This is a genomic window from Streptomyces sp. NPDC002324 (assembly GCF_053593335.1).
In genome coordinates this window covers 98122-118851 of sequence record NZ_JBSFCF010000003.1, presented here as the reverse complement: position 1 = coordinate 118851, position 20730 = coordinate 98122, and the positions used below count along the sequence as shown (strand labels likewise).

At 72.6% G+C, this 20730-nt stretch carries 20 protein-coding genes; 13 read left to right on the top strand and 7 right to left on the bottom strand.

What is annotated here, in order from left to right; translation table 11 throughout:
- Positions 1-324 precede the first annotated feature (324 nt).
- Positions 325-900, top strand: a complete 576-nt coding sequence (locus ACWCRJ_RS06610; RefSeq protein ID WP_450938254.1) for an adenylosuccinate lyase — start codon at positions 325-327, stop codon at positions 898-900.
- Here ACWCRJ_RS06610 and ACWCRJ_RS06605 read toward each other — a convergent pair.
- From ACWCRJ_RS06605 to ACWCRJ_RS06595, 3 genes are all read right to left on the bottom strand, one after another.
- On the bottom strand, positions 897-1442 hold the full coding sequence (locus ACWCRJ_RS06605; RefSeq protein ID WP_450938253.1) for an N-acetyltransferase family protein: 546 nt from the start codon (positions 1440-1442) through the stop codon (positions 897-899). The genes ACWCRJ_RS06610 and ACWCRJ_RS06605 overlap by 4 nt on opposite strands.
- A 69-nt stretch (positions 1443-1511) precedes the next feature.
- Complete coding sequence (locus ACWCRJ_RS06600) at positions 1512-3083, bottom strand: alpha/beta hydrolase (RefSeq protein WP_450938252.1); 1572 nt, start codon at positions 3081-3083, stop codon at positions 1512-1514.
- A gap of 208 nt (positions 3084-3291) precedes the next feature.
- Positions 3292-4335, bottom strand: a complete 1044-nt coding sequence (locus ACWCRJ_RS06595; protein WP_450938251.1) for an Rv2578c family radical SAM protein — start codon at positions 4333-4335, stop codon at positions 3292-3294.
- A 210-nt stretch (positions 4336-4545) separates the two neighbouring features.
- Between ACWCRJ_RS06595 and ACWCRJ_RS06590 the strand changes: the two genes are divergently transcribed.
- The 11 genes from ACWCRJ_RS06590 to ACWCRJ_RS06540 all read left to right on the top strand — a co-directional run bounded on the left by ACWCRJ_RS06590 (position 4546) and on the right by ACWCRJ_RS06540 (position 17817).
- Positions 4546-4989, top strand: coding sequence for an SRPBCC family protein (locus ACWCRJ_RS06590; RefSeq protein WP_005482334.1), 444 nt, complete (start codon positions 4546-4548; stop codon positions 4987-4989).
- Positions 4990-5181: 192 nt separating this feature from the next.
- Positions 5182-7566 carry an MFS transporter gene (locus tag ACWCRJ_RS06585; RefSeq protein ID WP_450938250.1) on the top strand — a complete coding sequence of 795 codons (2385 nt, stop codon included), beginning with the start codon at positions 5182-5184 and terminating at the stop codon, positions 7564-7566.
- 250 nt (positions 7567-7816) lie between these two features.
- Positions 7817-10279, top strand: a complete 2463-nt coding sequence (locus ACWCRJ_RS06580; protein WP_450938249.1) for a SpoIIE family protein phosphatase — start codon at positions 7817-7819, stop codon at positions 10277-10279.
- Positions 10280-10467: 188 nt separating this feature from the next.
- A complete protein-coding gene (locus ACWCRJ_RS06575; protein WP_450938248.1) occupies positions 10468-11193 on the top strand; it encodes a class I SAM-dependent methyltransferase in 726 nt (241 codons plus the stop codon).
- A 109-nt stretch (positions 11194-11302) separates the two neighbouring features.
- Positions 11303-12136, top strand: a complete 834-nt coding sequence (locus ACWCRJ_RS06570) for a M55 family metallopeptidase (RefSeq protein WP_450938247.1) — start codon at positions 11303-11305, stop codon at positions 12134-12136.
- The gene (locus ACWCRJ_RS06565) at positions 12129-13478 is read left to right on the top strand and encodes a M20/M25/M40 family metallo-hydrolase (RefSeq protein ID WP_450938246.1); all 1350 of its coding nucleotides are present in this window, start codon (positions 12129-12131) and stop codon (positions 13476-13478) included. The genes ACWCRJ_RS06570 and ACWCRJ_RS06565 overlap by 8 nt, the downstream gene beginning before the upstream one ends.
- A gap of 27 nt (positions 13479-13505) precedes the next feature.
- Positions 13506-15488, top strand: coding sequence for an LpqB family beta-propeller domain-containing protein (locus tag ACWCRJ_RS06560; RefSeq protein ID WP_450938245.1), 1983 nt, complete (start codon positions 13506-13508; stop codon positions 15486-15488).
- Positions 15485-16414: a S66 peptidase family protein gene (locus ACWCRJ_RS06555; RefSeq protein ID WP_450938244.1), complete on the top strand. Its 930-nt coding sequence runs from the start codon at positions 15485-15487 to the stop codon at positions 16412-16414. The genes ACWCRJ_RS06560 and ACWCRJ_RS06555 overlap by 4 nt, the downstream gene beginning before the upstream one ends.
- A gap of 70 nt (positions 16415-16484) precedes the next feature.
- Positions 16485-16733, top strand: coding sequence for a lipopolysaccharide assembly protein LapA domain-containing protein (locus ACWCRJ_RS06550; protein ID WP_450938243.1), 249 nt, complete (start codon positions 16485-16487; stop codon positions 16731-16733).
- Positions 16734-16759: 26 nt separating this feature from the next.
- Complete coding sequence (locus ACWCRJ_RS06545) at positions 16760-17323, top strand: GNAT family N-acetyltransferase (RefSeq protein WP_450938242.1); 564 nt, start codon at positions 16760-16762, stop codon at positions 17321-17323.
- Complete coding sequence (locus ACWCRJ_RS06540; protein ID WP_450938241.1) at positions 17320-17817, top strand: arginase family protein; 498 nt, start codon at positions 17320-17322, stop codon at positions 17815-17817. The genes ACWCRJ_RS06545 and ACWCRJ_RS06540 overlap by 4 nt, the downstream gene beginning before the upstream one ends.
- Here the strand turns inward: ACWCRJ_RS06540 and ACWCRJ_RS06535 are convergent.
- Positions 17814-18167: a VOC family protein gene (locus ACWCRJ_RS06535; protein ID WP_450938240.1), complete on the bottom strand. Its 354-nt coding sequence runs from the start codon at positions 18165-18167 to the stop codon at positions 17814-17816. The genes ACWCRJ_RS06540 and ACWCRJ_RS06535 overlap by 4 nt on opposite strands.
- A gap of 145 nt (positions 18168-18312) precedes the next feature.
- On the opposite strand from ACWCRJ_RS06535, the gene ACWCRJ_RS06530 reads away from it, so the two are divergent.
- Positions 18313-18795, top strand: a complete 483-nt coding sequence (locus tag ACWCRJ_RS06530; protein WP_450938239.1) for a phage holin family protein — start codon at positions 18313-18315, stop codon at positions 18793-18795.
- Positions 18796-19164: 369 nt separating this feature from the next.
- Here ACWCRJ_RS06530 and rplT read toward each other — a convergent pair whose 3' ends face one another.
- The 3 genes from rplT to infC all read right to left on the bottom strand — a co-directional run bounded on the left by rplT (position 19165) and on the right by infC (position 20694).
- A complete protein-coding gene (rplT, locus tag ACWCRJ_RS06525) occupies positions 19165-19548 on the bottom strand; it encodes a 50S ribosomal protein L20 (RefSeq protein ID WP_005485307.1) in 384 nt (127 codons plus the stop codon).
- Between the two features lie 113 nt (positions 19549-19661).
- On the bottom strand, positions 19662-19856 hold the full coding sequence (rpmI, locus tag ACWCRJ_RS06520; protein WP_003977225.1) for a 50S ribosomal protein L35: 195 nt from the start codon (positions 19854-19856) through the stop codon (positions 19662-19664).
- 130 nt (positions 19857-19986) lie between these two features.
- On the bottom strand, positions 19987-20694 hold the full coding sequence (infC, locus tag ACWCRJ_RS06515) for a translation initiation factor IF-3 (RefSeq protein ID WP_450938416.1): 708 nt from the start codon (positions 20692-20694) through the stop codon (positions 19987-19989).
- Positions 20695-20730 lie beyond the last annotated feature (36 nt).

The window sequence follows — 20730 nt, the reverse complement described above, 5'->3', positions numbered from 1 at the left end:
CGCGAAGAGCGCGCAACCGGCGCGTGGCGTGCGGGTGTTGGTGGTGCCGGGCTGATGAACGCACACGCCCGGTGCCGTCGCCGGGGCGTGCACACGCCCGGGGGAACGGCTGAACCGACCGGCCCTGTCCCGAGGCCGAGCCGTACTGGTACTCCAGGTACCGAACCGACTGTGCTCACGACGGCTGCGTCACCAAACCGTCGGGAGCGAACACGAGTGGGTATCTCGCTCGTCTGAGCTTAACCGGTGGGTAACGAGCGCGCCAGCCCCCGTGTTTGTGACGTACGTCCCCCGAGAGCGTCCCACCCCCGTACGCTCGACGACATGGACGAGGAGTTGCGATCACTCACGGAGCGTGTGCGGAGCGAGTCGGGCGGCGCGGCGGGATACGAGCGGCTCGTGCGGACCGAGTCCACGGACGAACTGGCGGGAGTGCTCGTCGAGCAGGGGCAGCCGCTCTGGGCACGGGAGTTGGCCGCGTTCCGGCTCGGCGTCGCGGGGGACCGCCGGGCCTTCGAGTCCCTCGTCCTCCTGCTCAACCACCGCGATCCACCGCGCTGCGCCTCGGCCGCCTACGCGCTCGCCCGGCTCGGCGACCCACGCACCGCGCGCGCGGCGGCCGCCCTCGCGACCAACGAACTCCGGATCGCCTACGCCCTGCACCCGGTGCGCCTCCTCGTCGAACTCCGCGCCCCCGAGTCCGTCCCGGCGCTGATCACCACACTCCGGCGCCGTCTGAACCCGCACGATCCCTACCGCCGGGTGGCGCTCGCGTGCGTGGACGGGCTGGGCGCCCTCGGGGACGCCCGCGCCAGGACCGTACTGAACGACGCCCTCGCGCACCCCACGCTCGCGGAGGCGGCGGTGCGGGCGCTGGCACGCATCCCCCGGCAGCGTTAGGCGCCGAGTTCCCGCACGTACCGGACCTCGGGCACCTCGGTTCCGTCCACCTCGAACGGCTCCTCGGCGCCGTCCGCGGTGAAGCCGTGGTGGGCGTAGAAGCGGCGGGCCCGTACGTTCTCCTTCAGCACCCACAGGCGCACCGCGCCGTGGCCGGCCGCCTCGCAGCGCACGGCGGACTCCCGCAGCAGCGCGGTGCCCACTCCGGTGCCGTAGTGCCCCGGGCGCGTGTAGAGGGCGTACAACTCGGCGTCCCCGGTGCGGACTTCGCCGTCGCGGTAGGGGCCGTACGCCGCCCAGCCGACGATCTCGCCGGCCCGCTCGGCGATCAGGTTCACCACGGGGTTGCCGGCCTTCGCCAGCATCGCGCGGCGCTTCTCGGCGTCCTCCTCCACGTCCATGGCGTCGAGGTGGGACCCAGGGACGAGGCCGGCGTAAGCGGTCCGCCAGCCGCCCACGCGGATCTCGGCCACGGCACGGCAGTCGGACGGGGTCATCTCGCGGACGCGGAGTTCGCCGAGGCCGTGGGGTGTGTCGTTCATGGCGGCACCCTAGGCGGGGCGGGCTGTGGGAGTCCCGTGCTTTTCCGGCGGGACCCCCACGGCCCCGGCTCAGCCGCGGAAGCCCAGCAGACCGTGCAGCGCCGTGCCCCGGGAGGAGGCGGACGCGGCCTTGTTCTTCAGGGGCTTGGGGTCGGCGAGCTTCGCGCAGGTGGCGTCGATCTCGCCCTGGCCGCGCGGCACCCTGCCGTCGGTCAGATAGGCCGCCAGGTGCTTGTCCAGGCAGGCGTTGCCGCTCAGCGAGATGCCGTGGTTCCCGCCGCCCTCCTCGACGACCAGGCTGGACCCGCGCAGCAGCTGGTGGGTGACGACCCCGCCCTCGTAGGGGGTGGCCGCGTCGTCCGTCGCCTGGAGGATCAGCACCGGCGGCAGCGCGGTGTTGGAGACGTCCACGGGGTCCAGGGACGCGGTGGGCCAGAACGCGCAGGGCGCGTTGTACCAGGCGTTGTTCCAGGTCATGAACGGTGCCTTCTCGTACATCGCCCAGTTGTCGTCGCGCCACTCGTCCCAGTCGCGGGTCCAGCGCGCGTCACGGCACTGCACCGAGGCGTAGACGCTGTAGCCGTTCTCGCCGGACGCGTCGACGGCGCCGAAGTTCTCGTACGCCTCGACCAGTGGATCGTCGTTCTTCTTGTTCACGAAGGCCGCGAACGCCTCGGCGAGATAGGGCCAGTAGCCGTCGTAGTAGCCGCCGGGCATGAACGTGTCCTCCAGTTCGGAGGCGCCCACCTTGCCGTCCGCGGGGCGCGCGGCCAGCGCCGACCGCATCGCGTACCACTTGGCCTCGATCTTCTCCGGATCGGTGCCCAGCCGGTACGTCCGGTCGTGCCGGGCGATCCAGGCCATCAGCGCCCGGTGACGGTCGTTGAACGCCTGGTCCTGCCGGAGGTTGCCGTCGTACCAGACCCCCGTGGGGTCCACGACGGAGTCCAGCACCACGCGTCGTACCCGGTTCGGGAAGAGCTTGGCGTACACGGCGCCGAGGTAGGTGCCGTACGAGTACCCGAAGTAGTTGATCTTTTTGGCGCCGAGGGCCGCGCGGATGGCGTCCAGGTCCCGGACCGCGCTGACCGTGTCGATGTACGGCAGCACGTCCGCGTACCTCTTGGCGCACGCCTGGGCGAAGGCCTTGGCACGCGCGAGGTTGGCCCGCTCGGCCTTCGGGGTGCCCGGCAGGGAGTCGGGGCGCACCGCCGCGAAGTGGCCCGGCCTGCAGTTCAGCGCGGGCTTGCTGGCGCCGACGCCGCGCGGGTCGAAGCCGATGACGTCGTACTGCGCCGCCACCTTCTTCGGCAGCGACGACGCGACGAAACCGGCGAGGGTGCGGCCGCTGCCGCCGGGGCCGCCCGGGTTGACCAGCAGGGGGCCCTGGTACGTCTTCGCGGTGTGCGGGACGCGGGAGAGGGCGAGCGTGATCTTTCTGCCGTTCGGCTCGCCGTGGTCCAGTGGCACCTTCAGGGTGGCGCACTGGAGCTTGGGATGGTCGGCGGTGGCGCACTTCTTCCAGGCCGGCTTCGCCATCGGGGCGGCGGCCATGGCGCCGCTCGCACCGGCCGGGACCGCCGTGACCATTCCGGCCAACAGGGCGACGGCACCGCACAGAGCAGCCGTGCGTTTCTTCATCGTCAGGCCTCCCAGGACGGAGGATTTCGGGCCGTGCACGCCACGGCCTTCGTCGCATCGTCCCGAATCTGGCCCCGCGAAGAACGCGTTCCCCCGGGACTTGACCCGTTCGGGGCGGGAGAAGCGCCCGGATGCTCCCCGAGGGGCTGGAGGAGGCCGCGGAGGGTTCGGCAAGTGCCGGAAGCGTCGTGGACGGGTCCGGGGAGAGTCAGAGCAGGGTCAGCTGGGTCGGTGCCGTGTCCCGGGCCGTCTCCGGCGCGGGACGCTCGCGCACCGGCGGTCGTCGCAGCCGCTCCGCGCGCCGGGGCCCGATGCCGTACTCCTCGGCCAGTTCGTGGACCTGACGGGTGATCTGCCGCTGATACCACTTCGGGGCGTAGGCGCCCTCCGCGTAGAGCAGCTCGTAACGCCGTACGAGACGGGGGTGGTGGCGTTCCAGCCAGGCCATGTACCACTCCCGCGCGCCGGGCCGCAGATGCAGCACCAGCGGGGTCACGGAGGTGGCGCCGGAGGCCGCGACGGCCCGCACGGTCTCGCGCAGCCGGTCGGGGTGGTCGCTGAGGAAGGGCAGCACGGGGGCCATCAGCACCCCGCAGCCGATCCCCTGGCCGGTGAAGGCCCGTACGACGTCGAGTCGGCGCTCCGGCGCGGGCGTGCCGGGCTCGACCGTGCGCCACAGCTCGTGGTCGGTGAAGCCGACGGAGACCGACAGGCCGACCTCGGTGACCTCCGCCGCCTGCCGGATCAGCTCCAGGTCGCGCAGGATCAGCGTGCCCTTGGTCAGGATGGAGAAGGGGTTCGCGTGGTCGCGCAGGGCCGCGATGATGCCCGGCATCAGGCGGTAGCGGCCTTCCGCGCGCTGGTAGCAGTCGACGTTGGTGCCCATCGCGATGTGCTCGCCCCGCCAGCGCGGCGAGGCCAGCTGCCGGCGCAGCAGGTCGGGCGCGTTGATCTTCACGACGATCTGCGAGTCGAAGTCGAGACCCGTGTCGAGGTCCAGGTAGCTGTGGGTGCTGCGGGCGAAGCAGTAGACGCACGCGTGCGTGCAGCCCCGGTAGGGGTTCACCGTCCACTCGAACGGCATCCGGGAGGCGCCCGGCACCCGGTTCACGATCGTCCTCGCCCGGACCTCGTGGAAGGTCATGCCGCGGAACTCGGGAGTGTCGAAGGTCCGGCTCGTCACCATGTCCGCGCCGAACAGCGCGGCGTCCCGGGCCGTGGCGGGGTTCTCGGCCAGATGGTCCCAGCGCATGGACGCCTCCTCGGTTTGCTCTGCCGCCAGAATAGAACACATGTTCCCTTGATCGTGCGAACTGGTTTTCGAACATCGTGTGGAGGTCTCGTCGGTGGTCCTCCGGGCGGACCGCCGGGGTCCCTTGGGGCACCCCGATTTGGGCCCTCCGGCCGGGGGGTGGTTGGCTTTCCGCACATCCCCGAGTTACCAAGTGCTGGAGGAAGTGCAATGGCGCAGGTCGAGGCCACGACTGAACGAGTCGTCGCGGCGGACGCGGAGACGGTGTTCGACACCCTGGCCGACTACAGCGGCGCGCGCGGGAAGCTGATGCCGCAGCACTTCAGCGAGTACGAGGTGCGCGAGGGCGGCGACGGCGAGGGCACCCTCGTCCACTGGAAGCTCCAGGCCACCAGCAAGCGCGTGCGCGACTGCCTCCTGGAGGTCACCGAGCCCTCCGACGGCGAACTCGTCGAGAAGGACCGCAACTCCTCCATGGTCACCGTCTGGCGGGTCACCCCGGCCGGCGAGGGCGGCTCCCGTGTCGTCGTCACCACCACCTGGCAGGGCGCCGGCGGTATCGGCGGCTTCTTCGAGAAGACCTTCGCCCCCAAGGGTCTCGCCCGGATCTACGACGCCCTGCTCGCCAACCTCGCCGCCGAGGTGGAGAAGTAACCTCCTGGGCCGGGAGCCGCGTCGCCGGCGGTGCCCGGCCCGACGACCGCACCTCGGGGGCGCGTTGCCGCCCTCACCGGTTCGAGTGGATCTCCATGACGTGCGCCGGAATGCCGTAACTCGTCGCACTTGCCGACAGTTCCCGCTTATCGCGGGAATTGTGCGGTAAGCGCGACGAGGGGAGCGGTACGCATGAGCGCGATCACACTGGTGAAGGGCGATCCGGCCACCACACCCGCGACACCACCACCGGCGGACGACCATCCCCCGCACGCCCCGCACCGCACCCGGCTGGTCTTCTTCGCCCTGCTCCTCGTCCTGCTCCTCGCCGCGCTGGAGCAGATGGCCGTCGCCACCGCCCTCCCCGAGATCGTCGGGGCACTGCGCGGCGTCGACCGGATGTCCTGGGCGATCACCGCCTATCTCCTCGCCGCGACCGTCACCCTGCCCGTCTACGCCGCGCTGAGCGAACTCCGAGGCCCCAAGGGCGTGTTCCAGTGCGCGCTGGTGCTCTTCGTGACCGGCTCCGCCCTCGCCGGACTCGCCCGGAACATGGACCAGCTCATCGCGTTCCGCGCGCTCCAGGGCGCCGGCGCGGGCGGCCTCATGACCGGTGCGCAGGCGATCGTCGCCGCCGTCGTGCCGTCCCGGAGACGCGGCCGCCATCTGGGCGTCGTCGGCGCCGTGTTCGGCCTCGCCTCCGTCACCGGGCCGCTCCTGGGCGGCTGGCTCACCGACCACCTCTCCTGGCGCTGGTGCTTCTACGTCAACGTGCCCTGCGGGCTCGTCGCCCTGGCCGTCGTCACCTTCGCGCTGCGGCTGCCGAGGACCTCCGCCAGGGGGCGGCTCGACGTCCTGGGCACGCTGTTGCTCGCCGCCGCCTCGACCTGTCTGGTTCTCCTGGCCGGTTGGGGCGGTACCTCGCACGCCTGGAACTCGCGGCTCGTCCTCGCTCTCGCCGCCGGCGCGGTCCTGGCGACCGCGCTCCTCCTCGTCGTCGAGCGGTTCGCGATCCAACCCCTGCTTCCTTTGCGGCTGTTCAGGAACCCGGCCTTCGTCGTGACCGGCCTGGTCGGGATCGCCGTCGGTCTCGCCCTCTTCGGCACCGCCGGATACCTGCCGACCCAGCTGCGTATGGTCGGCGGGATCTCCGCCACCGAGTCCGGCCTGCTCATGCTGCCGATGACGGCCGGCATCGTCGGCGCGTCCGTCGTCTGCGGCCGGCTCATCGCCCGCACCGGGCACTACCGGACGTACCCGGTCCTCGGCAGCGCCCTGGCCGCCCTCGGCGTCTGGCTGCTGTCCCGCCTGGAGCCGGACACGCCCCGGCTGCAGTTCGGCATCTGGACGGCCCTCCTCGGCGCCGGTATCGGCATGGTGATGCCCGTCCTGGTCCTCGCGGCGCAGAACTCCGTCCGCCCCGCCGACCTCGGGGCCGCCACCGCCGCCGGCGACTACTTCCGGCAGCTCGGCGGCAGTGTCGGCGTGGCCGCCTTCGGCGCGCTCCTCACGACCCGCCTCGCCGACCGCCTCCCGGAGCGTGCGGGCGCCGTGCTCCCCGACCCCCGCTCCCTCACCCCGGAACTCGTCCACGCCCTGCCCGCCCCGCTGCGCGACGCTCATGTCGAGGCCTACGCGCAGACCGTGCCGAGCCTCTTCCTGTACCTCGTGCCGGTGCTCGTGCTCGGGGCGCTCGTGGCCTGCTTCCTCCGGGAGAGGGCGCCGGTGGCCCGCGACGACGTCCCCGCCGGGCCCGCGCCCGCCTCGGCCCCCGCTCCAGGGCCGGCCGCCCGGGTGCCGCAGACACGGGCCCCGTACGTGCCCGGGGTCCCCGTCCGCGGCACGGTCCGGCAGTCCGACGGCACCGTCGTGCCCCGCGCCGCGCTCACCCTGATCGACGGCACCGGCCGGCAGACCGGGCGCGGCGCCGTCGGCGAGGACGGGCGGTACACGCTGTCCACCCCCGGGCCGGGGGCGTACGTGCTGATCGCGGCCGCGGGCGGCCACCAGCCGCAGGCCGTGAGCGTCACGGTCGGGGACGGGCCCGTCGAGGTCGACATCGTGCTCGGCGGCGCGGGGCGCCTGGCCGGGACCGTACGGACGGCGGACGGGCGGGCGGTCGGCGACGCGACCGTCACGCTCACCGACGCGCACGGCGAGGTCGTCGTGACCACCCGCAGCGGGGCGGAGGGCGCCTACCTCATCACCGAGCTGGTCGCCGGGGACTACACCCTCGCCGTGAGCACCCATTCCCACCGCCCGGCCGCGCTGCCCGTCACCGTCCGGGCCGCCCGCGAGACCCGCCGTGACGTCGAACTCGCCGGGGGCGCCGTCCTGCGGGGCACGGTCCGCGCCGGGAGCGGCAGGCCGGTGGAGGAGGCGCGCGTGACACTCCTGGACGCCGCCGGGGACGTCGTCGGCACGATCACCACCGGCGCCGACGGAACGTTCCGGTTCGCCGACCTCGCCGCCGGCGAGTACACCGTCATCGCCACCGGCCATCCCCCCGTCGCGACGGTGCTCCAGATCGCCGGCGGCGGCACGGAGCGGGATCTGCGGCTGGGGTACGAGGACTGAGCCCACGGCCACCGGGGGAGCGGGCCGGTGGCCGACCTCCGGTCAGCCGGTGATCGGCTGACCGGCCGGTGATCAACCGGTGTTCGTGCGAGGGCGCGCGCGTGATCGTGCGCCGCCCGTGTGGCCTGCGCGTGCGCCGGAGCCTCCCCGGGAGCAATTCGCGTATTGCCACACATCGCGACGCTACGCGGTCGTACGGTAGTGGGGGCGGCGCAGATCTTGGGAGCCGTGGGGAGAGAGGGCCTTGGCCATGGACCGTGGCACCGACACGGGCGCGACTACCGGCCACGGAGCCGGTGACGGCACGGCGGAGGGGGCCGCGGTCGGTCGTATCCCCCTGGCCGTGGTCGTCGTCGACCGCGCCGGCCTCGTGTCGCACTGGAGCACCGGCGCACGCCGTCTCTTCGCCACCCCCAAGGACGAAGCGGTGGGCCGGCCCGCCCTGGACCTGCTGCCCGTCTCCGGCGCCCTCCCCGACGAGGACGACATCCCGCCCCATGGGGCGTACGGCGCGTACGACGCGCTCGGCCACGACCTGGAGACCTCCCTCGACGGACACCTCTCCTACCCGGCGGCCGGCCGCGCCCGGCTCACCGTGCCCGGCCGCGACCGGATGGACGTCCTGTGGTGGGCGTACCCCCTGGTCGGCCCCGGCCGGGAGCGTCTGCTCGTCCTCGCGGCCGACGCCGAGACGCTGCGTCGAAGGGACGACGAGCCGGTCGTCGCCGTCGAGCGCATCGCCCCCGGCTTCGCCCTGCACACCGACTTCCCCGGCGCCGAGGAACTCGCCCGCAGACTCCCCGAGATCCTGCCCAGCATGAGCGTCGGCGAGAGCGCCCGCATCGTCGCCCAGGTCCTGGAGCTGGGCTATCCGATGCTGGAGTTCAGCCAGAACGACCGGGTGCCCGTCACCCCCGACTGGGGCGTGCCCCGGCGCGCGGAGCGCCGGGCGCGCCGCGAGCGGGCCGCGCGCGCCGTCGCCGAGGGGCTGCCGGTCCCCCCGGACGCGCGGGAGGAGGACGAGGACCTCGAATACGCGGCCGTACGCGAGCGCCTGGAGTTCCTCAACGAGGTCAGCGGACGCATCGGCACCTCCCTGGATCTGTCGCAGACCATCATCGAGGTCAGCCGGGCGGTCGTGCCCCGATTCACCGACGTCGCCGGCACCTATCTGCGCGAGCAGGTCGTCGCCGGCGAGGGCTTCCCCGAGGGCGTGCCGGACACGACGACCATGTGGCACCGGGTGGCCCTGGAGCACACGGACGAGCCGGGCCGCTGGGACGACGTCGTCCCCGTCGGCGAGGCCATGCCGTTCCCGGCGCACACCCCGTTCTTCCAGTGCATGACCACCGGCGAGCCCGTCCTCGTGCCCCGCATCAGCGAGCAGATGGGCCACGCGATCGCCGCGCAGTTCGAGAAGCGCGACATCCGGCCGCTGATCACGGGCCGGTCCATGCTGGTCGTGCCCCTGAAGGCCCGCAACGTGGTGCTCGGCTTCATGATCCTTCTGCGCCACCCGGAGCGCGAGGTCTTCGACGACATGGACCGCGTCACCGGCGCCGAACTCGCCGCCCGCGCGGGCCTCGTCCTCGACAACGCCCGTATGTACACCTACCAGGAGAACGTCGCGGAGACGCTGCAGGACAGCATGCTCCCGCAGATCGAGGCCCACATGGCGGGCTGCGACATCGCCACCCGCTATCTGCCGGGCACCCTGCTCGGGCGGGTCGGCGGAGACTGGTTCGACTCGGTGAAGCTGTCGGGCGCCCGCACCGCCCTGGTCGTCGGCGACGTCATGGGGCACGGCCTCAACTCCGCCGCGATGATGGGGCAGCTGCGCACGGCCGTGCAGACCATGGCCGCCCTCGACCTGCCGCCCGCGCAGCTCCTGCGCAACCTCGACGACCTCGCCCAGCGGCTCGGCGAGCACTACCTCGCGACCTGCCTCTACGCCGTCTACGACCCCGTCGCGGGCGAGCTGCACCTCGCCAACGCCGGGCACATCCCGCCCGTGCTGGTCCGCGCGGTGGACGGCCGCACCGAACTCCTCGACCTGCCCACGGGCGCCCCGATCGGTGTCGGAGGGGTGCCGTTCGAGGCGGTACGCGTGCGCGTGGAGCCCGGCGACCGGCTCGTGATGTGCACCGACGGGCTGGTCGAGGTGCGCGGCGAGGACATCGGCGTGGGGCTCGCGACCCTCTGCGAGTCCGCTGCCCACCCGGCCGCCTCCATGGACGACGCCTGCGACACGATCATCCGCGCCCTCAACACGCGCGGCGGCCGCAAGGACGACGTGGCCCTGCTGATGGCCCGGCTCAACGGCATCGGACCCGAGGACGTCGCCGAGTGGCGCCTCGCCCCCGACCCGGCCGAGGCGGCCCGCGCCCGCGCCGCCGTCCGCGAACAGCTGTACGTCTGGGGCCTCGACGCCCTCGCGGACACCACCGCGCTCCTGGTCGGCGAACTCGTCACCAACGCCGTACGGCACGCGCGCGGGCGCCGCGTCGAAGTGCGCCTCGTCCGGGGCGACACCCTGCAGTGCGAGGTCTACGACGACGACCCCACCCTGCCGACCCTGCTCAGCGCGGCGCCCACGGACGAGTTCGGCCGCGGGCTGCGCGTGCTCACGACCCTGGCGCGCGAGTGGGGGACCAGCCGGACGGGCGCGGGCAAGACGGTCTGGTTCGAGCTGACACTGCCGAGGCGGCGCTGAGCACCCGCGGGGGCGGGTAGGGCCGGGGTGGCTGACGCCGGGGTGGCTGACGCACGATCACCGACACGCGGGTTCTGGACGCGAGGAGAAGGTGCGTGCGGGGTGCTTGCCCGCGCGTGCCGGGCGCGGTAGACCGATCTGGGCTCGCCGCGGCGGCGGGCCACGACGCGTTCAACGGGGGGTTGCGCATGAGTGTGACGAGTCGGTACCGGGAGGCCTGGGAGGGGTTCTGGCGCGAGGCCCCCGACGGCCCGGGAGAGGTTTTCTGGGACGCCGGGCCGGAGCGGACCGCCGCCGTCCACCTCGCCCTGTTCGAGCCCCACCTGACGGCCCCCGGCCTGCCCTTCGTCGACCTCGGCTGCGGCAACGGCACCCAGACCCGCTACCTGGCCGACCGCTTCCCCCGGGTGATCGGCGTCGACCTCTCCACCGCCGCCGTCGACCGGGCCCGCCGCGCCGACCCCGGCGGCCGGGCCGCCTACCGGGCGCTGGACGCGGCCGACCGCACGGACGCCGAGACCCTGCACGCCGACCTCGGCGACGCCAACGTCTACGTCCGCGGTGTGCTCCACCAGTGCGAGCCCGACGACCGGCAGCGGCTCGTCGACACCGTCGCCACGCTGGTGGGTGAGCGCGGCCGGGTCTGTCTGGTCGAAGTCGCCGAGGCCGCGGGGCCCGTGCTCATGGGCCTCGCGCGGAGCCCCGCCGGCCCTCCCGCCAAACTCGCCCCGGTCTTCCGGCACGGCATCACCCCGGGCGAGGTCAGCGACGCCGCGGTCCCGCGGTATCTGCGGGCGGCCGGCCTCACCCTCGTCGCCGAGGGCGAACTCCCGCTGATCACCACGGAGCTCACGGCCGACGGCACCCTGATCGAACTGCCGTCGAGGTGGTACGTGGCGGGGCGCCCGGCGTAGGGGGCTCGGGCGGGTCCGTGAGCCGTCCCGGGGGTGTCCATGGGCCGCGGTGGTGAGAGTTATCCACAGGTCTGCCACGGATCGGCGCGAACGCGTACGGTTTCGAGCCATGAAGATCCTCATCAGCGCCGACATGGAGGGCGCCACCGGTGTCACCTGGCCGGCCGACGTGCTGCCGGGGACACCGCAGTGGGAGCGGTGTCGTGCGATGTTCACCTCGGACGTGAACGCCGCCGTGCTCGGTTTCTTCGACGGCGGCGCCGACGAGGTGCTGATCAACGAGGCGCACTGGACCATGCGCAATCTGCTGCTGGAGGAGCTGGACGAGCGCGCGCAGATGCTGACCGGCCGGCACAAGGCGCTGTCCATGGTGGAGGGCGTGCAGCACGGCGACGTGGACGGCATCGCCTTCGTGGGCTACCACGCGGGCGCCGGTATGGAGGGCGTCCTCGCCCACACCTACCTCGCCAACTCGATCACCGGGGTGTGGGTGAACGAGGAGCGGGCCGGCGAGGGGCTGCTCAACTCGCATGTCGTGGCCGAGTACGGGGTACCGGTGGTGCTGGTGACTGGCGACGACGTGGCGTGCGAGGACGCCCTCGGGTATGCGCCCGAGGCGCTCAAAGTGGCGGTCAAGGACCATGTCTCGCGGTACGCGGCGGTGTGCCGCACCCCGGCGAGAACGGCCGCCGACATCCGCGCCGCGGCGAAGCAGGCCGTCTCGCTCGCCGTGCGGCACACACCCGTCAGGGGCGGGCCGTTCACCGTGGCGCTGGAGTTCGACGCCGAGCACCTGGCGATGGCCGCGACGGTCGTACCGGGTGTGACCCGTACCGGTGAACGCAAGGTCGCGTACACCAGCCCGACCATGTACGAGGGAATCCGCACTTTCAAGGCGGTCACCACGATCGTCTCTGCCGCGGTGGAGGAGACATATGGCTGAGTCGGCGAAGCTCCCGCAGGCGGCGGAGTCCTCGCAGCGGCAGGCGCTGGAGGAGGTCGTCCGTTTCACCTCCGACCTCATCCGCATCGACACCACCAACCGCGGCGGCGGGGACTGCCGGGAGCGGCCCGCCGCCGAGTACACCGCCGCGCTGCTGGCCGAGGCGGGCCTGGAGCCCACGCTGCTGGAGCGCACCGAGGGCCGGACCAACGTCGTTGCGCGCATCGAGGGCACCGACCCGTCGGCGGACGCGCTGCTCGTCCACGGTCATCTGGACGTGGTGCCCGCGCAGGCGGCGGACTGGACCGTGCACCCGTTCTCCGGTGAGATCCGCGACGGCGTGGTCTGGGGCCGGGGCGCGGTCGACATGAAGAACATGGACGCGATGATCCTCGCGGTCGCCCGGCACTGGGCGCGCACGGGAGTCAGGCCCCGCAGGGACGTGGTGATCGCCTTCACCGCCGACGAGGAGGCGAGCGCCGCGGACGGCTCCGGCTTCCTCGCCGACGCGCACCCCGCACTCTTCGAGGGCTGCACCGAGGGCATCAGCGAATCGGGGGCGTTCACCTTCCACGACGGCGCGGGGCGGCAGATCTACCCGATCGCGGCCGGGGAGCGCGGCACCGGCTGGCTGAAGCTCACCGCGCACGGCCGGGCCGGCCACGGCTCCAAGGTGAACCGCACCAACGCGGTGACCCGGCTGGCGGCCGCGATCGCCAGGATCGGCGCGCACGAATGGCCGCTGCGGCTCACCCCGACCGTCCGCGCGGCCCTCACCGCACTCGCCGAGCTGTACGGCGTCGAGGCCGACCTCGACGACCCCGGCGGCGTCGACCGCCTCCTCGACAAGCTCGGCCCGGCGGCCGCCCTGGTGGAGGCCACCGTCCGCAACAGCGCCAACCCGACGATGCTGGACGCCGGGTACAAGGTCAACGTGATCCCGGGGGAGGCCGTCGCCCGCGTGGACGGGCGCTACCTCCCCGGTGGCGAGGACGAGTTCCGGCAGACCCTCGACCGGCTCACCGGACCGGACGTGGAATGGGAGTACGAGCACCGGGAGGTGGCCCTCCAGGCGCCGGTGGACTCGGTGACCTACGCCCGGATGCGGGCCGCAGTCGAGGAGTTCGCGCCCGAGGGGCACGTGGTGCCGTACTGCATGCCGGGCGGCACGGACGCCAAGCAGTTCTCGCGCCTCGGCATCACCGGGTACGGCTTCTCGCCGCTGAAGCTGCCCGAGGGCTTCGACTACGCGGCGATGTTCCACGGGGTGGACGAGCGCGTCCCGGTCGAGGCGCTCCACTTCGGCGTTCATGTGCTGGACCGCTTCCTGCGGACGGCCTGAGCGATGACACACGGGGGACCAAGGCAGATGGGGGACAAGGTGCAGACCCTGGCGTACGGTTCGTGGCCCTCGCCGATCGACGCGGCGCTCGCCGCCGCGCACGACGGGCATCCCGAGTTCGTGGGCTTCGTCGGCGACGAGGCGTGGTGGACCGAGCCACGGCCCGCGGAGGGCGGCCGGCGCGCCCTGGTCCGGCGCACGGCCGACGGCACCCAGGAGTCGGTGCTGCCGGCCCCGTGGGACGTGCGCAGCCGGGTCATGGAGTACGGCGGGCAGCCCTGGACCGGCGTCTTGCGGGACACCGGTCCCCTCGTGGTCTTCGTCAACCACGCCGACCAGCGCCTCTACGGCTTCGAACCGGGCGGCGAGCCCGTCCCGCTCACCCCGGTGTCGACGGTGGGCGGCGGCCTGCGCTGGGCGGACCCGCGCCCGCACCCGGAACGAGACGAGGTGTGGTGCGTCCTGGAGGAGTTCACCGGTGACGGGCCCACCGACGTCCGGCGGGTCGTCGCCGCGGTGCCGCTGGACGGCTCGGCGGCCGAGGACCGGCACGCCGTACGCGAACTCACCGACGACAGCCGCCGGTTCGTCACCGGCCCCCGCCTGTCGCCCGACGGCCGCCGTGCCGCCTGGCTGGCCTGGGACCATCCGGCCATGCCGTGGGACGGCACCTCACTGCTGGTCGCCGAGGTGACCGGCGACGGTCTGCTGGGCGAGCCCCGCGCCGTCGCGGGCGGCCCGGAGGAGTCGGTCGCGCAGGTCGAGTGGGCGGCCGACGGGACCCTCGTCCACTCCAGCGACACCACCGGCTACTGGAACCTCTACCGGCTCGACCCCGACAGCGGTGACCGCACGGCTCTCTGCGCGCGGGAGGAGGAGTTCGGCGGACCGCTGTGGAAGGTCGGCCACCGCTGGTTCGCGCTGCTGGACGGCGGACTCGCCGCCGTGGTGCACGGGCGGGGCGCCACCGCGCTCGGCATCCTCGACCTGGACACCGGCCAGGTCGTCGACGCCGCCGGACCGTGGACCGAGTTCGCCCCGTCGCTTGCCGTGCGCGGCAGCCGGGTCATCGGCATCGGGGCCAGCCCCCGCAGTGCCTACGAGGTGGTCGAGCTGGACGCGGCCACCGGCGACGCCCGCGTGATCGGGGCCGCGCACGACGACCCGGTCGACCCCGCCTACTACCCGGAACCCCAGATCCGCTCCTTCCTCGGCCCCGCCGGACGCGAGATCCACGCGCACGTCTATCCGCCGCACCACCCCGGCTGCGTCGCCTTCAGCACCGAACTGCCGCCCTACGTGGTCTGGGCGCACGGCGGGCCCACCAGCCGGGCGCCCCTGGTCCTCGACCTGGCGATCGCCTACTTCACCTCACGCGGCATCGGGGTGGCGGAGGTCAACTACGGGGGGTCGAGCGGGTACGGGCGGGAGTACCGCAACCGGCTGCGCGAGCAGTGGGGTGTCATGGACGTCGAGGACTGCGCGGCGGTGGCCCTCGCCCTCGCCGACGAGGGCACCGCCGACCGGACCAGGCTCGCCATCAGGGGCGGCAGCGCCGGTGGCTGGACCGCCGCCGTGTCCCTCACCACGACCGACGTCTACGCCTGCGGAACCATCCTGTATCCCGTTCTCGACCTCACGACGTGGGGGTCTGGGGAAACCCACGACTTCGAGTCCCAGTATCTGGAGAGCTTGGTGGGGCCGCTCGCGGAGGAACCGATGCGGTACGTGGAGCGGTCGCCGAGCGAGCACGCCGACCGGATCACCGCGCCCTTCCTGCTGCTCCAGGGCCTCGACGACGTGATCTGCCGGCCCGCGCAGTGCGAGCGTTTCCTGGCCGGGTTGGAGGAGCGGCGGGTGCCGCACGCGTACATCGCCTTCGAGGGGGAGGGGCACGGCTTCCGGCGGGCGGAGACGACCGTGCGCGTCCTCGAGGCGGAGCTTTCGCTGTACGCGCAGGTCTTCGGGTTGAATCCTCCGGGTATCCCTACTCTGGAGCTCACCAAGTGACACCACTGACCCGACCAGCCCGCCTCGCCCCCGGTGCCCGCGTGGCCGTCGTCGCCCCCAGCGGGCCGGTGGCCGAGGAGCGGCTCAGCGCCGGGCTGGACATCCTGCGCGGCTGGGATCTCGACCCCGTCGTCGCCCCGCACACGCTCGACCGGCACCCGGATTTCCCCTACCTCGCCGGTACGGACGCCGACCGGGCCGCCGACCTCCAGGCCGCCTGGTGCGACCCGTCCGTGTCCGCCGTGCTGTGCGCCCGCGGTGGCTACGGCGTCCAGCGCATGGTCGACCTGCTCGACTGGGACGCCATCCGCGCGGCGGGCCCCAAGACACTCGTGGGGTTCAGTGACATCACCGCGCTCCACGAGGCGTTCGCCACCCGTGCCGGGCTGGTCACCCTGCACGGCCCCATGGCGGCGGGTGTCGACTTCATCAAGAACACCCGATCCCAGGAGCATCTGCGCGCCACCCTGTTCGCCCCCGAGACGGTACGCACGATCCGGGCCGCCGAGGGCAGCACCGCCCTGGTGCCCGGCCGCGCCCGGGGCGTCCTCCTCGGCGGCTGCCTCTGCCTGCTCGCCGCCGAACTCGGCAATCCGCACGCCCGCCGATCCGCCCGGGGCGCCCTGCTGTGTCTGGAGGACGTGGGCGAGGAGACCTATCGCCTGGACCGCTACCTCACCCAGCTGCTCCGCGCGGGCTGGCTCGACGGCGTCGCCGGCATCGTCCTCGGCTCCTGGGCGGAGTGCGAACCGTACGACAAGGTGCGGGCGCTGCTCGTGGACCGGCTCGGCGGGGCCGGGGTGCCGGTGGTGGAGGAGTTCGGCTTCGGACACGGGGAGGGAGCGCTGACGATCCCGTTCGGGGTGACGGCGGAGCTGGACACCGAGGCGGGGACGCTGACGCTGGACGAGCCGGCGCTGATCTGAAAGCCGCATGCCGAGGCAGCCGGCAGGCTCCCACCGGGCGGGTTCCGACGGCTCGCGTCATCCTGGAGTCATGAGCCCGAAGACATCGGAACGGGTCGGCACGCACCGGCGGAAGCGGTGGGGCGATCTGCTGACACCCGGCAGGGTCGTCGTGGGGCTGCTGGCGGCCCTGGCGCTCGTCTTCGTCTTCCAGAACACCCAGAACACCGAGATCCAGCTGCTGGTCACCGAGGTCACCATGCCGCTGTGGATGGCGCTGCTGGGGACAGGCCTGGTGGGGGCGGTGTGCGGGGCGTTCTTCATGAGACGGCGCAGGTGACACCTGGAGCGAAGTACCGTGGCGGGGTGTCCGGACATGTTCGTCACCTCATCGCGGGCTCCCGCGTGGCCATCCGGCACTTCACGCCCGAGGACGGCTCCGAGTTCACCGCGCGGGTGCGGGAGAGCAGGGATCTGCACCACCCGTGGCTCTTTCCGCCGGCCACCCCCGCCGCGTACGCGGCTTACGCGGGGCGGCTCATCGGGGATCCGACGAAGGCCGGGTTCCTGGTGTGCGAGCGGGACGGCGGGGGGATCGCCGGGTTCATCAACATCAACAACATCGTGGAGGGCGGCTTCCGCAGCGGCGCCCTCGGCTACGGCGCCTTCGCGCATGCCGCCGGACGGGGGCTCATGGGGGAGGGGCTCGGGCTGGTCATCGATTACGCGTTCGAATTCATGGGGCTGCACCGGCTGGAGATCAACGTCCAGCCCGGCAACGCCGCCTCCATCGCGCTGGCCCGCCGCTGCGGGTTCCGGCTGGAGGGGTTCTCGCCGGACTTCCTCTTCATCGACGGGGCGTGGCGGGACCATCAGCGGTGGGCGCTGACCGTGGAGATGGGACGCCCGGGACCCGCTCGGGAGTCGTGAGCGAGCCGGCCCGTGAGCCGGCTCGCGGGCAGGCGGGCACGGGCGCGTGGCCGGACGGGGGCCGTCGGCCGGACGACCGTGCGGAGCCGGCCGCGCTCAGGATCCCGGTCGTGACGGTCGGCGCTCCGCGCCCCTGGGGCGCGGACGATCTCGCCCGGGTCACCGCGCAGCGCTTCGAGACACCCGAACTGAGCGGCTTCTGGGTGCACCTGGACGCCGACGTGCTGGACCCGTCCGTCATGCCCGCCGTCGACAGCCCCGACCCCGACGGACTCCTCCCCGACGAACTGACCGCGCTGCTGCGCCCGTTGGTCGCCTCACCGCACTGCGTCGACCTCGACGTCACCATCTACGACCCCGATCCGGATCCCGACGGCACCGCGGGCGCGCTGCCCACGGACATCGGCGTGCGCGCCTTCGCCGAACCGGCCCCGACGGACCGACCGGCCGCCGGGCCCCCGACCGGCACCCGCCTCGGTGGACCGGACGGCTAGCCCGTCGCCCTGCGGTCGGCGTACTCGTAGACCGAGCCGTCGGGATGGACCGCGATGAGGTTGCGGCCGACGGGGGTCGGGATCGGGCCGGCCAGCACCTTGGCGCCTGAGGCGGTGAGGATCTGGCCGGCCTCGTCGACGTTCTCGACGGCGAGGGTGGCGGTGACCTTCCGCAGGACCTCCAGCTCGGACTCCGGGCCGCTCATCAGCAGGAAGCAGCCGACGGCGGCGACCTGGACGCCACCGCGTTCGAAACGCATCGCCGGTCCGCCCGAGAGTCTCTCGTAGAACGGGACCGCCGCTTCCAGGTCGTCGACGCAGATGCGGAGCGTGGTACCGAGAATCTCCATGCGCACGAGCCTAGTTGGGGCCGGGCGGCGACGGTGATCGAAACGCGGGATCACCGAACGCGTGCCTTTTCCGCCCGCGTGCGGAGTGCCGTGCGGAGCGCCGTGCGCCGCGTTACGTGCGCAGGGGGCCGGGTACTCGGCCGCGATGGACCGCTTGGATCATCTGGAACATCTGGACAGGCACCTGGTCGACGAGTTGGCGCAGGTGGCCCGCGAGACCATCCGTGAGGAGCTGCGGCAGCAGACCCGTAAGCAGCGGCGCAGGGCAGCGCTGTACGCGGCATCCGGGGCGCTCGCCCTGTACGCGGGTGCCGCCGTGGCGCTGGCCGTCGGGCTGGCGCTCTGTCTGGTCCTGCCCGACTGGGCCGCCGCCCTGATCACCGCCGTGGTGCTCGGTGTGGCCGCGTACCTGCTCAGGGGCGCGGCGCGGCCCTCGGCGGACCGTGACGGGGTCGTCGGCGGTACGGCGCCGGGGACACCCCCGGGCGGCCAGGGACCGGCCGGGTATCCGCCGCCTCCGCCCGTCGCACCCGGTGTCGGGACCGCGACCGACGCAGTGACGGGGGCCGCGGGCGGAGCCGCGTCGACAGGTGCGGACGTCGAGGACCGGCGCCACCGGGGCCTGTGAGCGGGGCCTGTGAGTCAGGGCCACCGAAAGGCCGGTACGTGTGCGTGCGGCGGGGGGGGGGGGGGGGGCCCCCCCCCGCCCCCCCCCCCCCGCCCCCCCCCACCCCCCCACCCCGGGGGGGGCCCCCGGGGCGGGGGGGGGGGGGGGGGGGGGCCGCTGGTCGCGCAGTTCCCCGCGCCCCTGAGAAGCAGGGGCTGCGCCCCGTGCTTTCAGGCCCGCAGGGGCCTGGGCTGTCAGGGGCGCGGGGAACTGCGTAGAAGCCCCACCGGGCCCGCACCCGACAACGCGCCGAAAAAACACCCGGACCCGCAGGCGGCAAGCACCTGCGGGTCCGGGTCACCTCTCACACGGCTCAGGCCGACGCGAGCGTCACGCCGCCTTGGGCGCGTTCACGTCCGCCGGCAGCGCCTTCTGCGCGACCTCGACCAGCGCGGAGAACGCCGTGGCGTCGTTGACGGCCAGCTCGGCGAGGATCTTGCGGTCGACCTCGATGTTCGCGGCCTTCAGACCCTGGATGAGGCGGTTGTACGTCATGCCGTTCTGGCGGGCCGCAGCGTTGATGCGCTGGATCCACAGCTGACGGAAGTCGCCCTTGCGCTTCTTGCGGTCGTTGTAGTTGTAGACCAGCGAGTGGGTGACCTGCTCCTTGGCCTTGCGGTACAGGCGCGAACGCTGACCGCGGTAGCCGGAGGCCGCCTCGAGGATCGCCCGGCGCTTCTTGTGGGCGTTTACTGCCCGCTTGACGCGTGCCACTTTTTACTCCTTGTAGCGGGGCCGTGGTTGTCCTCACACGACCCGAAATCGATGGGGTCCCGGTCCTGACGTACGTACGGCGCGCTTCGATCAACCGATCAGGCGCCGCCGCGTCACTTGCCGAGAAGCTTCTTGATCTTCGCGGCGTCGCCCGGGGCCATCTCGGCGTTGCCGGTGAGGCGACGCGTCACGCGGGACGACTTGTGCTCGAGCAGGTGGCGCTTGCCGGCGCGCTCACGGAGCACCTTGCCGGAGCCGGTGATCTTGAAGCGCTTGCTGGCACCGCTGTGCGACTTGTTCTTCGGCATAGCGCCGTTCTCTCCTCGTCAGTGGCGCTCCGGTGCCCGGTCGCGAAACCGGGCACGACGGAACGTCATTTCTTTCGGTTGACACCCTGGACGGTGTCCAGAGCTTCCCCCGGACTCACGTCCCGGGGACTTACGCCTCGGCAGGCTCCTCGGCAGGCGCCTCGGCCTCGACGTGCTCCAGCTCCACGTCGGTGTCCTCGGCGTCGCTGTGCTCGGCGGCGTTCTGCGACTTGCCTGGGTTGGCCTTCGCTTCCGCCTTCCGGGCTTCCTGCGCCTGGCGGGCCTCGGCCATCGCCTCGGTCTTCTTCTTGTGCGGACCGAGAACCATGATCATGTTTCGGCCGTCCTGCTTCGGGTTCGACTCGATGAACCCGAGATCCTCGACGTCCGAGGCGAGACGCTGCAGCAGTCGGTAGCCCAGCTCGGGCCGGGACTGCTCGCGACCACGGAACATGATCGTGATCTTGACCTTGTCGCCCTGCTTGAGGAACCGGACGACGTGACCCTTTTTGGTGTCGTAGTCGTGCGGGTCGATCTTCGGCCGGAGCTTCATTTCCTTGATGACCGTGTGCGCCTGGTTCTTGCGCGCCTCACGGGCCTTCATGGCCGACTCGTACTTGAACTTCCCGTAGTCCATGAGCTTGCAGACCGGCGGGCGCGCGCTCGCCGCCACCTCGACCAGGTCGAGGTCGTACTCCTGCGCAAGCTCCAGGGCCTTGGCAAGCGGAACAATCCCGACCTGCTCGCCGCTGGGACCGACAAGTCGCACTTCGGGAACGCGAATCCGGTCGTTGATGCGGGGCTCGGTGCTGATGGATCCTCCTCGGTAGCACCACACGCCGGTCTGGCGGACCGCCGTGTTATGTCTGGTTGA